At 47.1% G+C, this 14,894-nt stretch carries 16 protein-coding genes; all 16 read left to right on the plus strand.

What is annotated here, in order from left to right:
• The first annotated feature begins 7 nt into the window (after positions 1-7).
• The 16 genes from JOD02_RS06305 to JOD02_RS06380 all read left to right on the plus strand — a co-directional run bounded on the left by JOD02_RS06305 (position 8) and on the right by JOD02_RS06380 (position 14,819).
• Positions 8-334 (plus strand): V-type ATPase subunit subunit G family protein, encoded by a 327-nt coding sequence (locus tag JOD02_RS06305; RefSeq protein ID WP_204488018.1) that lies wholly within the window; start codon positions 8-10, stop codon positions 332-334.
• Positions 321-2,288, plus strand: a complete 1,968-nt coding sequence (locus JOD02_RS06310; RefSeq protein ID WP_204488019.1) for a V-type ATP synthase subunit I — start codon at positions 321-323, stop codon at positions 2,286-2,288. The genes JOD02_RS06305 and JOD02_RS06310 overlap by 14 nt, the downstream gene beginning before the upstream one ends.
• A gap of 1 nt (position 2,289) precedes the next feature.
• The gene (locus JOD02_RS06315) at positions 2,290-2,820 is read left to right on the plus strand and encodes a V-type ATP synthase subunit K (RefSeq protein ID WP_204488021.1); all 531 of its coding nucleotides are present in this window, start codon (positions 2,290-2,292) and stop codon (positions 2,818-2,820) included.
• 11 nt (positions 2,821-2,831) lie between these two features.
• Complete coding sequence (locus JOD02_RS06320) at positions 2,832-3,440, plus strand: V-type ATP synthase subunit E (protein ID WP_204488023.1); 609 nt, start codon at positions 2,832-2,834, stop codon at positions 3,438-3,440.
• Positions 3,441-3,524: 84 nt separating this feature from the next.
• Complete coding sequence (locus JOD02_RS06325) at positions 3,525-4,529, plus strand: V-type ATP synthase subunit C (RefSeq protein WP_204488024.1); 1,005 nt, start codon at positions 3,525-3,527, stop codon at positions 4,527-4,529.
• Positions 4,522-4,845, plus strand: coding sequence for a V-type ATP synthase subunit F (locus tag JOD02_RS06330; RefSeq protein ID WP_204488026.1), 324 nt, complete (start codon positions 4,522-4,524; stop codon positions 4,843-4,845). Before JOD02_RS06325 ends, JOD02_RS06330 begins: the two co-directional genes overlap by 8 nt.
• Positions 4,846-4,852: 7 nt before the next feature.
• Complete coding sequence (locus JOD02_RS06335; protein WP_204488028.1) at positions 4,853-6,625, plus strand: V-type ATP synthase subunit A; 1,773 nt, start codon at positions 4,853-4,855, stop codon at positions 6,623-6,625.
• Positions 6,618-8,003, plus strand: coding sequence for a V-type ATP synthase subunit B (locus tag JOD02_RS06340; protein WP_204488029.1), 1,386 nt, complete (start codon positions 6,618-6,620; stop codon positions 8,001-8,003). The genes JOD02_RS06335 and JOD02_RS06340 overlap by 8 nt, the downstream gene beginning before the upstream one ends.
• 3 nt (positions 8,004-8,006) lie before the next feature.
• Positions 8,007-8,657, plus strand: a complete 651-nt coding sequence (locus tag JOD02_RS06345; protein WP_204488031.1) for a V-type ATP synthase subunit D — start codon at positions 8,007-8,009, stop codon at positions 8,655-8,657.
• Positions 8,658-8,868: 211 nt separating this feature from the next.
• On the plus strand, positions 8,869-9,624 hold the full coding sequence (locus JOD02_RS06350) for a YwmB family TATA-box binding protein (protein ID WP_204488032.1): 756 nt from the start codon (positions 8,869-8,871) through the stop codon (positions 9,622-9,624).
• Between the two features lie 113 nt (positions 9,625-9,737).
• Positions 9,738-10,772: a stage II sporulation protein D gene (gene spoIID / locus JOD02_RS06355; RefSeq protein WP_204488034.1), complete on the plus strand. Its 1,035-nt coding sequence runs from the start codon at positions 9,738-9,740 to the stop codon at positions 10,770-10,772.
• Between the two features lie 61 nt (positions 10,773-10,833).
• Positions 10,834-11,703 carry a M23 family metallopeptidase gene (locus JOD02_RS06360; protein ID WP_204488035.1) on the plus strand — a complete coding sequence of 290 codons (870 nt, stop codon included), beginning with the start codon at positions 10,834-10,836 and terminating at the stop codon, positions 11,701-11,703.
• A gap of 113 nt (positions 11,704-11,816) precedes the next feature.
• Positions 11,817-12,077 carry a sporulation transcriptional regulator SpoIIID gene (gene spoIIID, locus JOD02_RS06365; RefSeq protein WP_204488037.1) on the plus strand — a complete coding sequence of 87 codons (261 nt, stop codon included), beginning with the start codon at positions 11,817-11,819 and terminating at the stop codon, positions 12,075-12,077.
• Positions 12,078-12,164: 87 nt separating this feature from the next.
• On the plus strand, positions 12,165-13,199 hold the full coding sequence (gene mreB, locus JOD02_RS06370; protein WP_394355752.1) for a rod shape-determining protein: 1,035 nt from the start codon (positions 12,165-12,167) through the stop codon (positions 13,197-13,199).
• 123 nt (positions 13,200-13,322) lie between these two features.
• Positions 13,323-14,078, plus strand: coding sequence for a flagellar basal-body rod protein FlgF (gene flgF, locus JOD02_RS06375; protein WP_204488039.1), 756 nt, complete (start codon positions 13,323-13,325; stop codon positions 14,076-14,078).
• A gap of 15 nt (positions 14,079-14,093) precedes the next feature.
• The gene (locus JOD02_RS06380; RefSeq protein ID WP_204488040.1) at positions 14,094-14,819 is read left to right on the plus strand and encodes a flagellar hook-basal body protein; all 726 of its coding nucleotides are present in this window, start codon (positions 14,094-14,096) and stop codon (positions 14,817-14,819) included.
• Positions 14,820-14,894: the final 75 nt, after the last annotated feature.

Below are 14,894 nucleotides of genomic sequence, written 5' to 3' on the forward strand. Positions count from 1 at the left end.
GCTGGGGATGGATATGGATATCATAAAAGAGATTAGGGAGGCAGAGCAACGAGCTGAGGAGATAAAAAAGCAGGCGGTGGACAAGGCAAGGGAGATATTAAAAAGGGCCGAAGAAGAGGGGAACAGGTTTGTGGAAGAGGTGGTCCAACAGGCGCAGCAGGAGAAGCAGCAGTTTATGCATCAGGTTGAAGAGGAAGCCAAAAAGGAGATAGAGGCTTTACATCAAAAAGCGGAGGAAGAATGTCAAAGGATACGTCAAATGGCCCAGGCAAAATTGGAGGAAGCCATCTCTCTGGTTATGGGAAAGGTCGTGGATATGCATGGCCATAGTTGAAATGAAGAAGCTGTTCCTCATTGGTTTACAGGCTGACAAAGATAGGATATTGAACGCTATTCAGTTCATGGGAAATGTAGAAATCGATGATATTGAGCTTGATGAATACATAGGAGAGGGGTACGGCGGCGAGAGCCAGCTTTTAGAAAGATATGATGGTCAGGGGATTGTGGAGCGTATCGAATCTCAGCTATCGGAGATAAAGTTTGCGCTGAATTTTATTGGGCGCTATAATAATGTGAAGCGTTCGGTGTTTGCACCCAAACCTGCTGTCAGCCTAAAAGAGCTTAACAAGGTGCGCAAGAATGCCGATTCTATATTGCAGGTGGCTGGTACCTGCCGCGAGCTGGAACAGCGCCTTACTGAGCTGTCAGCCAGGGCAACCCGCGTGCTCAGCACCAAACAACAGCTTTTGCCTTGGCGGGAACTTAATGTGCCGCTGGAACAGATAGGAGATACCGTGACTGTTCATACCATGATAGGTACGGTAGAAAAGGGGGTTGCAGCCCAGTTTGAGGAGAAAATGATACAGGAGCTGGGTTCAAGAGAATTTTACATACAGAAGGTGGGAGAGGACAAAGAGCAGGTTAACTATTTTTTGGCATATCACAAGGGTTTGGCTGAAGAAGTGGAGGCTCGGCTCAAGGAGCTGGGTTTTAGCCGCGTAAGCTTCAGCAATATGCAAGGCACTCCTGTTGATATCATACAGCGATGTGACCGTGAGCTGCAGGCTATAGAGGCCGAAAGAAAAAAGATAGAGGAGCAGGCAAGGTCGCTGGCAGTGCGGGTCAATGAGCTGGAGATTCTCTACGATGCCTTGTCAATACAGAAGGAAAAGGAGGAGCAAGGGCTAAAGCTTCTTAAAACCGGTCAGGCTTTCCTGCTCAAAGGATGGATTCCCAGCCGCTATGCCGAAGCATTTGTATCTAAAATGCAAAGCGTCACTCCGGCGGTCTATATTCGGTTGGAAGATCCGGCGCCCGATGAGCTCTTCCCTGTGGCGTATGATAACCCACCTTTGGTACAGCCCTTTGAGCTGGTTACTGAGCTTTACAGCACGCCCCATCCTCGCAGCATAGACCCCAACCCCTTTGTGGCGCCCTTCTTCTTCATATTTTTCGGGATAATGATGGGAGACGCTGGATACGGCATTGTAATCGCATCTGTAGCTTATTTGGCCATGCGTAAGCTAAGGCTCAAGGGGATGGGAAAAAAGCTGGGCATGCTGGTGTTTTTGGGCGGGATATCTACTTTCCTGTGGGGTGCTGTGTTTGGAGGATGGTTTGGCAATATGGGACAGCTTTTAGGGTTACCTCCGTTGTGGTTTGATCCAGCTGGTCAACCCATAAAGATGCTCATATTTTGTTTCGCTTTAGGCCTCATTCAGATTTTTGTGGGCATGGGCATCAAGGCTTATATGAGCATACGCCAGGGCAAGGTTTGGGACGCCATATTTGACCAGGGATTCTGGTATATTACTTTAATAGGCCTGGTGCTGATGGTGACATATTCGAAAGTGGTTGGGCAGTGCATGGCACTGGCCGGGGCAATGGGGCTTGTGCTCACTCAGGGCAGGCATCAAAAGAACATTATAAAGAGATTGTTGTCTGGCTTATTGAGCCTGTACAATATTACTGGGTATTTCAGTGATATGCTTTCGTATTCCAGGCTTTTTGCTCTGGGACTGGCCGGTGGCGTCATTGGGACTGTCATAAACCAGCTGGGACTTATGGCAGCCAAGTCGTGGATTGGCTGGATAATTGCCATCGTAGTTTTGGTAGCGGGACATTCGTTCAACATACTCATCAACATACTGGGTGCATATGTTCATTCCAGCAGGTTGCAGTACATAGAGTTTTTTGGCAGGTTTTTTGAGGCTGGAGGCCATGCCTTCAAGCCTTTGAGGATAAAGACAAAATTTATCGATGTATACAAGGAAGAGGAGGCTGTTTGATATGCAATTAGGACAGATTTTTGCAGTATTGGGAGCTGTGGCGTCGACTACTGAGCCGGGTTTAAGCCTGGGACAGATATATGCCATTTTGGGAGCTGCTACAGCAGTGGTGTTGGCAGGATTGGGTTCGGTATTTGGGGTTGCCATCGCTGGACAAAGCGCGGCAGGTGTGGTAACCGAAGACCCTGATAAGTTTGGCCAGGTGTTGCTGCTTCAGGCTTTGCCCGGTACGCAGGGGATTTACGGCCTGCTTATAGGTTTTATCATCATGAACAAGCTGAACATCTTTGGCGGTATGATAGATGTTTCCACCGAGACGGGTCTGTTGCTATTTGTGAGCGCTCTGCCCATTGCCATTGTGGGGCTTATATCGGCCATATACCAGGGGAGAACCTCTGCGGCTGCCATTGGGATAATTGCGAAGCGGCCTGAGGAGCTGGGTAAGGCCATCACATTCCCGGTAGTGGTCGAAACCTATGCTGTGCTGGCTTTGCTGGCTTCCTTCCTCATGGTGAACGGTATCCCGGTATAGGAGTGGACGCCATGAATGGGTTTGACAACATAAAGCAGCGCATTATGGAAGATGCCCGGCAGGAAGCTGAACGCATAATCCAGTCTGCAGAAGGCAAAGCAAGGGAGATTAAGGAGGCCAAAGCGACTGAGGCCGGCAAATTAAAAAAGCGCCTTACTGAACAAAACATGGAGGCGGCTCGAGAACATAAGAGAAGGCTGCTGGTATCAGCCCAGCTGGAGATAAAGAAAAAGGTGCTGGCCGCCAAGCGTGATATGATAGAGGCTGTATTTAAAGGGGTTATTGAGAGGATAAGCGGCATGGCCGATGACCAGTACAGGGGAGTTATCGCATCCATGCTTTTGAATGCCCCGATTCAAGGGGATGAAGAGGTGGTGTTCTCGGTTTATGACCAGTACCGCTTGGATCAGAGCTTCTTGGACTATGTCAATGAACAGCTAAAAAAACAGGGGCGAAAAGGAGAGCTGCGCCTGGCACCCGATAGAGGGCAGTTTAAAGCAGGCTTTGTTCTCCGAAGGCATGGGATTGAGATAAACGCTTCTTTTGAAGCTATTGTGAGGGCTTTGCGCGTGGATGTGGAACCTCAAGTGGCTGAAATTCTGTTTGGTGAACTTGCATAAATTGAGTAGTCAAGCAAGCTTCAAATAGTATGAGGGTGGAAATACATAAATCGTCTTGTTGTTGGCGATAGGAAGGATGGTATAATGCCTCAACCCAGTTATGAATACGGTGTGGCCAGGGTCAGGGTTTTGGAGACCCGGGTGCTTACGAGGGAGCGCATTGAGCGCATGGTGGATGCACAGTCACCTGAGGATGCGTTAAAAGTGCTGTCGGAGACCAGCTATGCTCCATTGGTAGCAGAGCTTAATTCCCCATATGAATATGAAGAGCTTATTTCTAAAGAGATGAAGAGGGTGCGAGACTTTATAGACGAAATCTCGCCTGCCCCTGCTATTACCGACCTGTTTTTTTTAAAATACGATTTTCATAATATTAAAGTCTTGATGAAACGCAAATACATGGAAGGTCAGGTTGAGGACCTTCCACTGGCTGAAATGGGTACTGTTCCTGTCGAGGTTTTAAAAAAGGGCGTGGAAGAGCCCGAAAGTGGGCTGCTACCTCCTTTTGTAGCCAAGGCTGTAAAGGAAGTTGACGAAGCATGCTTACTGAATGTTGACCCGCAAAAGATTGATACCGTATTGGACCGTGCCATGTATGACCATATATTTGAAGTGTGTCGCAAGAAAAGAAATGCGTTTGCCCTTCGTTATTTTCAAATGCAGGTTGACCTTTTAAACCTTCGTTCGCTTTTGCGGGCAAAGAGGCTGAACCAGGGATTTGAATTTTTGAAAGAAATGCTGATCCCGCATGGCAGCCTGGACGTTTCCTTCTACAGCCATGCCATTGAGCAGGCATATGAGCAGCTTATTAAAGAGATGGAATCCACTCCTTACGGGAAAATTATAGGTGAAGGTGTCCAGGAGTTTTTGCGGACGGGTACTTTGACTGCTTTTGAGAGGCTTATGGATGACTATCTTTTGAATTATGTTAAGTCGGTAAAGTATAACCCTTTTGGGATAGAGGCAATTGTAGGGTATCTGTTAGCAAAAGAAAATGAGGTGAGGTTGATACGCATAATCATGGTAGGCAAGATAAACAACCTACCTGCCGAAAAAATCCGTGAAAGGCTACGTGATGTGTATGTATAAGATGGGCGTGATTGGTGACAAAGACTCAATACTTGGGTTTAAGGCTTTGGGCCTTTCGGTCTTTCCGGTTACACAGCCTGAACAGGCTGCCAGGCTCATTCACAGGCTGGCAAAAGAGAACTATGCCGTTTTATTCATAACCGAGCAGCTTGCAAAGGATATCCAGGAGACCATAGATCGATATAATACCCAGCCTTTTCCCATTATTACGTTAATTCCCAACAATGCTGGAAGCATGGGGTTGGGGATGAAAGGCATCAAAGCCAGCGTAGAAAAAGCGGTAGGAGTCGACATTTTATTTGGAGAGCGAGGGTAGGTGAGCTATGCAGGGTAGGATAGTAAAGGTGTCGGGGCCGCTTGTGGTAGCCGAAGGGATGGCCGATGCCAAGATGTTTGACGTGGTGAGGGTAAGCGACAAGCGGCTTATCGGCGAGATAATAGAGCTGCGGGGAGACAAGGCTTCTATTCAGGTATATGAAGAGACTTCCGGCTTAGGCCCGGGGGATCCAGTGTATTCTACCGGCGAGCCTTTAAGCGTAGAGTTGGGGCCGGGGCTTATAGGTTCCATATTTGATGGAATACAGCGCCCCTTGACCCTCATCCGTGAAAAGGTGGGGGACCGCATTGTAAGGGGAGTGGATGTTCCTTCGCTGGATCGGGAACGCAAGTGGGAGTTTGTACCCCGCGTCAAGGCGGGTGATAGGGTTGAGCCCGGCGATATAATAGGGGTGGTACAGGAGACCTCTATAGTGGAACACCGCATTATGGTGCCACAGGGGATAGAAGGTATTGTGGAGTGGGTTTATGAAGGGCTGGCTACCATAGTAGAGCCGGTTGCCAGGGTAAAAAAGGCTGATGGAACCGTGGTAGATATTACTATGATGCAAAAGACCCCCGTTCGTATAGGAAGAAGGTACAAGCAAAAGTTGCCACCTGCCTTTCCTTTGATCACTGGGCAGAGGGTTATTGATACCTTTTTCCCTGTTGCCAAGGGAGGTGTGGCTGCCGTACCTGGTCCATTTGGCAGCGGCAAGACGGTGGTGCAACACCAGCTGGCCAAGTGGGCCGATGCCGACATCATAGTGTACGTAGGCTGCGGCGAACGGGGCAATGAGATGACCGACGTGCTCATGGAATTTCCGCAGCTTAAAGACCCTAAAACCGGTGAACCGCTTATGCAGCGGACAGTGCTCATTGCCAATACTTCTGATATGCCTGTAGCTGCCCGTGAGGCTTCCATATATACCGGTATTACCATTGCGGAATATTTTAGGGACATGGGCTATGATGTGGCTATAATGGCTGACTCCACATCAAGGTGGGCTGAGGCCCTTCGTGAGATGTCGGGCCGTCTGGAGGAGATGCCGGGGGAAGAGGGTTATCCGGCTTACTTAAGCTCCAGGCTGGCGGAGTTCTACGAGCGGGCTGGACGCGTCATATGTTTGGGGAAGGACGGCCGTGAAGGAAGCATAACTGCTATTGGCGCCGTTTCGCCACCCGGCGGTGACTTTTCAGAACCTGTTACCCAGGCTACATTGCGCATAGTGAAAGTTTTCTGGGCTTTGGATTCGCAGCTTGCATACCGCAGGCACTTTCCTGCTATAAATTGGCTGACAAGCTATTCGTTGTATATTGACCGGTTGAACGAATGGTATGACAAAGAGTTGTCGGAGGAATGGCTCAGGCTTAGGCAAGAGGCAATGGCCCTTTTGCAGGAGGAGGCACAGCTTGAGGAGATAGTCAGGCTGGTGGGCGTGGATGCATTGTCGGTGAGGGAAAGGCTGGTGCTGGAGGCTGCCAAATCCATAAGGGAAGATTACCTGCACCAGAATGCTTTCCACGATGTGGATACCTATACCTCCCTTGCCAAACAATATAAGATGCTCAAGTTGATCATCGAGTTCTATCGTCTTGGGCAAAAAGCTTTGGATGCAGGGGCCGAGTTCAGCCAGGTGGTAAGCCTGCCTGTGAGGGAGCGCATAGGGCGGGCAAAATACATTCCCGAGGGGCAGCTTGGACAGCTGGATGAGATATTGAAAGAGCTAAGGGAACAGATGTCGTCCTTGATGTCAGAGGGAGGCATGAGCTATGCTTAAAGAATACAGGACCATCACCGAGGTAGTGGGCCCTTTGATGCTGGTGGAACACGTTGAAGGGGCAAAGTATAACGAGCTGGTGGAGATCGAACAGGCCAATGGTGAGATTCGCAGGGGTCGCGTCCTTGAGGTGGATGGTGACAGGGCTCTGGTGCAGCTGTTTGAAGGTTCTCATGGGTTGAGGATTGCCGATAGCAAGGTGCGTTTTTTGGGAAGGAGCATTGAGCTAGGCGTATCCCGGGATATGCTGGGGCGCGTGTTTGATGGCATGGGAAGGCCAATAGATGGAGGGCCTGAGATTGTTCCCAAAAAGCGCATGGACATAAATGGTGAACCCATCAACCCGGCGGCTAGGGATTATCCTTCAGAGTTTATCCAGACAGGGATTTCGGCTATAGACGGCCTTAATACTCTAGTGCGTGGGCAAAAGCTGCCCATTTTCTCGGGAGCAGGACTTCCCCATGCCCAGCTGGCTGCGCAGATTGCCCGTCAGGCCTGTGTACCAGGCAGCGATACCAGCTTTGCGGTAGTCTTTGCTGCCATAGGTATAACCTTTGAAGAGGCCGACTTCTTCATATCGGACTTTCGAAGGACCGGCGCCATTGAAAGGGCTGTGCTGTTTATGAACCTGGCCGACGACCCGGCCATCGAGCGCATCTCCACGCCCCGTATGGCGTTGACGGCGGCTGAGTATCTGGCCTTTGAAGAGGATATGCATGTGCTGGTCATACTTACCGATATCACCAATTATGCTGAAGCCTTGAGAGAGATATCGGCTGCCCGCAAGGAAGTGCCTGGGCGTCGCGGTTATCCGGGCTACATGTATACTGACCTTGCTACAATGTACGAAAGGGCAGGAAGGATAAAGGGCAAAAAAGGTTCCATCACGCAGATCCCCATACTTACCATGCCGGAGGATGATAAGACCCATCCCATTCCTGATTTGACGGGCTATATCACAGAAGGGCAGATAATACTGAGCAGGGAGCTTTATCGCAAGGGTATAAACCCGCCCATTGACGTTCTGCCGTCGCTGTCCCGTTTGAAGGATAAAGGTATCGGTGAAGGCAAGACACGCGAGGACCATGCCGATACCATGAACCAGCTGTTTGCAGCCTATGCAAGGGGTAAGGAAGCCAAGGAGCTGGCAGTGGTGCTGGGTGAAGCGGCCCTCACTGATATAGATAAGCTGTATGCCAAATTTGCTGATGAGTTTGAGAGGCGGTATGTATCCCAGGGCTTTGAGACCAACCGTTCGATTGAAGAGACGCTCAATCTGGGCTGGGAGTTGCTTTCTATATTGCCAAGGAGTGAGCTTAAGCGCATCAGGGATGAGTACATCGATAAATATTTTCCCGGAAACAAAGGGGATGAATAGTTTATGGCTATAATGAGGGTTAACCCCACGCGCATGGAGCTTACCCGCTTAAAAAACAGGCTCCAGGTGGCTATAAGGGGGCACAAGCTGTTAAAAGATAAGCGCGACGAGATGATGCGCAGGTTTATAGACCTTATAAGGCAGAATAAGGAATTGCGGGAGCGCGTGGAGCAAAAATTAACCCTGGCGTTCAAGGATTTTTTGATGGCGCGGGCCGTCATGTCATCCGAGGTGCTGGAGGAGGCTATAATGTTTCCCACCCGTAAGGTGGAGATAAAGCCCTCAACCGGCAATATTATGGGGGTGACTGTTCCGGTAATTGACTACAGGGAAGTGACCGACCAGAAGGTTTCGCCTTATCCTTACAGCTTTGCAGCCACGTCGGCAGAATTGGACGGTGCCATCGCTGCTTTTTCCGATATCCTTCCCCTTATGGTGGAGCTGGCTCAGATAGAGAAAACGTGCCAGATGCTAGCCAATGAGATAGAGAAGACCCGTCGCAGAGTCAATGCCCTGGAATACGTGGTGATTCCTCAGCTTAAGGAGACCATACGATATATCACCATGAAGCTAGATGAAAACGAGCGCGGTAACCGTACCAGGTTGATGAAGGTAAAGGATATGCTTGAGAAAAAGGACGCTTTGGTGGATTAAGAGGAATTTTTATAGGTTTGCACAAATAAATAGACAGGCCGTTAGATGTTTTATAATCTATCGGCCTTTTATTATTTTTTTAAACCGCGGATTTTTAAAAGCATTCAAGGATAGTTGAGTTTTGACTATGTATATAAACCCCTGCATCTGGCAATAATCAAAATAATATTAGCCTTAAAGTAATTAGCTGTTGAAAGGATGCGGGGGTATAATGGGATATAAGAATGTTTTAGTTGTGTTAACTGCATTGGTTTTGTCCATTATCTTTTCTTTCCAGAGTAGGGCAATACAAGAGCCTGTCTTGGTAGAATCGATCATGATGTCTCTAGGATGTACAATAGAATACCTGGATATAAACGGTTGGTGCCCCCTTAAGGGAGGCCCTAAATCTCTACTTGAATTAAGGCTATTGGCTGAAGAGGCAGCGGAATTTTTTGGGGTTGTAGGCGATTTTGATGTTTTTACTAGTCAGAGTCAGAGTATAACCCAAGTCAATATAACGGGCGTTAATGACCGTCAACAGGTAGTCTCTATAATAATATGTCAAAGCAAGGGTGTTTTAAATCGTGACCTTGGCGATTTTGAAAGCTATATAGTCGTCAATGTAATAGATCATAGCCAAAATGTGGATGGTAGCTTGTTTAAAAGACGGGTGCATGATTTTTTACAGGAAGTAGGCGAAAGACCCACCGTTACCGTTACGTATGTGGGAAGTTTTGAAGGCAGGCTTGAATTTACAAAGATGCAAAACATCTGTGACACAATGTTAAAAAACCTGCGAGGCACAGCGGTAGAAGGCATACATGATGAAGGATTTGTAAGCATAAGCGGTTATTCGATGCTGCTTGGGAAGGGGATTATATCAGGAGGTAAGCAGGTCAACATTCAAGTGGCTATGCGGTACAATTCATACAAGGACAGGACATATATGTGGGTGGGGACGCCCGTCATAAGTATCGAATATTAAGGAAACGCCTTTTATGTTTTTAGTAAAAGAGAGGTCTTGGAAGTTCTAACCTCTTGCTCTCCATCATAGAATGGTATTATTGATTAAAGCCTTGATGGAGAGTGGGAAAGAGGATGAGATGGGGGATCAGCCTGCTGCTTTCGATTGTCATAATTGTGCTGGTTATACCTATGTTTACTGTGCAAAATTTTTTTCTTTTTGAATCTAAAGGCAAGAATTCTTACTTTAAAAACACCAATCCGTTAGATGTGAAGGTCGATGTTATACATCCAAATGAAAAAAGTATGGGTGAACCCGAAATAGCTGTTTATGACCATATAACAAAAAACATAATCAGAATGCCCTTGGAAGAATATGTTGTGGGAGTGGTAGCAGCCGAGATGCCGGCTTCGTTTGAATTGGAGGCGTTAAAGGCTCAGGCGGTGGCTGCTAGGACTTTTGCTATAAGGAAGATGCGAGCCTTTGGTGGTGAGGGCTGCTCAAATCATCCGCAGGCCGATGTGTGTAGCCTGTACAGCCATTGCCAGGCGTGGATCTCCGATGAGCAGCAGAAAAAGAATTGGGGTACCGATTATGCCGTCAACCATGAAAGGGTAGTCAAGGCAGTCGAAGAGACCAGGGGCTACATAATGACATATGATGGCGTTCCTATAGAAGTGTTCTTTCACTCTACCAGCAATGGCAAAACCGAGGATGCCGGTGAGGTTTTTTCGCATTCGTTGCCTTATTATACCGTAGTGGACAGCCCTGGCGATGAAAACAGCCCTAAATACAAGCAAATATTTGCCTTTTCCAATGACCAGTTTGTCAAGATTTTTAAAAGTAGGTACCCTCGCAGCAATTTAAATGCTAAAAACTTGGCTTCACAAATAAAGATAAAGAGTTATACAAAGAGCGGTAGAGTTGCAGAGTTGGTGGTAGGGGATGTTACCATAAAGGGGACTGATTTTCGCTATCTTTATGGCCTTAATTCCACCGATTTTAAGTTTAAATTTGAGGATGATAGGGTGGTTATTGAAACAACGGGGTATGGGCACGGTGTGGGCATGAGCCAGGTGGGGGCAAATTATATGGCACAGCTGGGGTATACATATGTGGAAATATTAAAACATTACTATAAAGGGGTTGAAATAGAAAAATACAGATGAAATTCATATATTTGTATTTTTTTTTATTTTTTTGGATAAAATCTAAAGGGAGGTGGTGTAAATGAGTTTTAGCAAATACAAAGATAAGATGAAAAAAGCATTTAGTAGGCAGGCGCTTAAGGACTTCTGGAACAAGCAGGGCTTCTATATCATCCTGTTTATATGCATTTGCGCAATAGGTGCTACCGCATTTTTGACCTCCCTTGATAGAGAAGAAGCGCAAAGGTCGGAAGAGGCTGAAGATGATATGACAGTTCAGGAACAAACACAGGATGATGTTAATGAACAGCCAGTACAACAGGCGGATGCTGACGAAAAGGTGGAGATAAAGATAAAAGACGTGGTAAAAGGTGAAGATAGCCAGGGGCAACAAAATCAAGCATCATCTCAGGGACAAGCCTACAAAGATGACCATAGCAGTGGTAAATCCAAAGTTGCAGTAAATAAGGCTGTGGTGAGTGGCACAAAGGCTAGGCCTGAGGTTGTAAAGACGAGCGCTTCAGCTCAGACACAAAAACCCTCTGGAATTTTGATGAAAAAGCCCGTGGATGGAAATATAATAGTGGACTTTGCTACCGACCATTTGCAGTATTCCAAAACGCTTAAGGAGTGGACAACCCATCCGGGAATCGACATTGAAAGCCCACAGGGAAGTCCGGTAAAAGCTGCAATGGATGGGGTAATAGAATCTATAGAAGAAGATTCTTTGATGGGCATTGTAATCACCATTGATCATGGAAACGGGCTTAAAACGCGGTATGCCAATCTTTCCACCAAAGACATGGTGAGGGTCAATCAGCAGGTGAAAATGGGCCAGGTCATAAGTGGGGTGGGCAGGACGGCAATAAGCGAGATATTGGATCCGCCGCATGTCCACTTTGAAGTATTAAAGGACGGGAAGAATGTTGACCCCAAGAACTATCTAGAGTGAAGGGCTCCGTAAATTGGTTTTACGGGGCTCTTTTTTTATCTTTATTCTTCTATATAAGTTATTTTCTGCATAATTATTGTATCAAAGGGATTGCCGTAAGGGGGGTCTTAGACTTGAAGGATTATATTGAGGAAAGGGTTCTTGAAGTGGCCAATTACATGATTCAATCAAAAGCTACCGTTAGAGAGGTGGCTAAAGTTTTCAAAGTAAGCAAAAGTACGGTACATAAGGATGTTTCTGAACGCCTTCCTAAAATCAATCCAATTCTGTGGGAAGAGGTGAAAAAGGTACTGGAATACAATAAGGCTGAACGGCATATAAGAGGAGGTAAGGCTACCCGACTAAAATACAAAAAGATAAAAGAACAAAATTAAAAAAACAAAGAGGATTTTTGGGAAAAAAGTAGAATATTCTAATAGAAATTTTGGGTTTGTAAAAAACAAAAGAAAGGATAGATACGCGTGTTGGTGTTTAAAGATATAGGCATTGATCTGGGGACGGCCAGCGTTTTGGTTTACGTAAAAGGGAAGGGTATTGTGCTCAGGGAGCCATCAGTGGTTGCTATTGACAATAATACCAAGAAGATACTTGCAGTGGGTGAAGAGGCTCGGAAGATGATAGGTAGGACCCCCGGGAATATAGTGGCAATTCGACCGCTTCGGGATGGGGTTATATCGGACTATGAGGTTACCGAGAAGATGCTTCGGTATTTTCTACGTAAAGTATGCGGGCACCCGCTGATTTTTAAGCCTCGCGTGATGGTATGTGTACCAAGTGGAGCTACTGAGGTGGAAAAGCGGGCTGTACTGGATGCTGCTTATGAGGCGGGTGCCAGGCGTACATATCTTATAGAAGAGCCCATTGCAGCTGCTATTGGAGCTGGAATTGATATAAGCAAGCCTTGCGGCAACATGGTGGTAGATATAGGGGGCGGTACTACAAACATCGCAGTTATATCCCTGGGCGGCATAGTGGTGTCAGACTCTATAAAAGTAGCCGGGGACAAGTTTGATGAAGCCATAATACGTTATATGCGAAAGAAGTATAACCTCCTCATAGGAGAGAGAACGGCCGAAGACATAAAGATAAAAGTGGGTTCAGCTGTTCCACGGCCAGATGGGCCATCAATGATGGTAACCGGTAGGAATTTGATTTCGGGATTGCCAAAATCGGTAACGGTTACTTCCAACGATGTAGTGGAGGCTTTGGAGGAGCCTCTTCAGGCAATTGTTGAGGCGGTACATGCCATGCTGGAGAAAACGCCCCCTGAACTGGCATCTGATATACACGAGCGAGGAATTATCATGGTAGGCGGTGGTGCACTGCTCTATGGTATGGACCAGCTTTTGCAGAAGCATACTCAGATTCCCGTTCATGTGATGGAGGATGCTATATCTTGTGTTGCCCTTGGGACAGGCAAAGCCCTGGAGGCTCTTGATGTCTATGGGTCTATGGCTGTTATGGAATACTCTCGAGGAGCGGCCTATCAGGGATGATGGTATAAATGTTGAGCTGTCATTATCGTGAGATTTCAGTTGAGGTGTTAAAGTCAATTTCAATGTGTGACGATATTATTAATAAAGGATAAAATTCCACGTTTATATGGGACGGTGCTGAAAATGGTGAGAGGTTTATATGCTGCGGCTACCGGTATGATAAATCAGGCAACAAGGCTGGACAAGGTGGCCAACAACATTGCCAACGTAAATACGCGGGGGTTTAAACGAGACCAAGTGGTGAGCCGTGCGTTTGATGAAGAGCTGTTGTTAAGGGTTGATAAGGGACAAGTTCCTTTCGACAGGCATATAGGCACCATAAATCACGGCGTTTATGTGGATAGGGTCATAACCTCGTTTGAGCAGGGGGTCTTACAGGAGACGGGTGAACCTACTCATGTGGCCATCAGGGGGGACGGCTTTTTTGTCATACTTACGGAGGAAGGCGAAAGGTATACCCGAGACGGTGGGTTTATGCTGGACAACCAAGGACGTCTGGTGACGGTTGATGGATGGCCAGTGGCTGGAGAAAGAGGTCCGATATTTATAGAAAGCCGGGATTTTGTAATTGATTCCCAGGGCAATGTGATAGTGGATGGCGTGTACCTTGATCGGCTGAGGCTAGTAAACTTCCAAAACCTTCAAGCCTTGAGAAAAGTAGGCCACAACCTTTACATAAATCCTGATCCTGAAAACAATCCTGAAGTGGCATTTGCAGGGGAAGTTGCTCAGGGGTTCGTTGAAGGTTCCAATGTGGATGTGGTGCGGGAGACCGTTGATATGATAATAGCTGTACGCAATTATGAGTCTAACCAAAAGGTCATCAAGATGATAGATGGTGTGCTGTCCAAGACGGTAAACGAGCTGGGCAGAGTATAGAGGAGGTAGTAGTAAATGATTAGGGCGTTGTACAGTTCGGCTTCAGCCATGGCGGCTCAGCAACAGAATCTGGATATAATATCCAATAATATTGCAAATATGAACACAGTGGCATACAAGAAGGTAAGGTCCGCTTTTCAGGATGCGCTTTATTCTGCTATGGATACCAGAAGAAGGCCTGAGCCGGTAAACCTGCAGATAGGGAATGGGGTGAGGGTAGCGGCCACCCAGCGCCATTTCGGTTACGGAAAGATGCAGGAGACCGGTCGTCCTTTGGATTTTGCCATTGAAGGAGAAGGCTTTTTTGTACTTTTGCGTCCTGATGGAAGGCTGTGTTATACCAGAGATGGGAGTTTCCAGATTTCAGCCGAACAAGTGGGCGAGAGGGTGGTAAAGCGCCTGGTTACCTCCCGCGGAGAGTATGTTTTGGATTTAAATGGACAACCTTTAGAAGTAGATAACATGGACGCCATAGCAGGTCGTTTTGGTATAGCGGTGTTTCCTAATCCCGAAGGGCTTGAGGCCGTCGGCCATAATTGTTTTGTGGAGACCGAGGCCAGTGGCCAGGCTGTGTACGGTTATCCAGCTACAGTGAGGCAGGGTTTTATAGAGCTATCAAACGTAGATTTGGCAGAGGAGATGGCCCAACTTATATTGGCACAAAGAGCCTATCAGCTCAGCGCAAGGGTTTTGCAGTCGGCCGATGAAATGGAGCGTTTGGCCAACAATTTAAGGGAATAGAAACTTTCTACTCTTAGAAAGGAAGGTGAACGCATTTATACCATCTTAATAAAGATGGGATTTTTTGCGGTTGTA

Origin of the sequence: Caldicoprobacter guelmensis (genome assembly GCF_016908415.1) — a bacterium.
GTDB lineage: Bacteria > Bacillota > Clostridia > Caldicoprobacterales > Caldicoprobacteraceae > Caldicoprobacter > Caldicoprobacter guelmensis.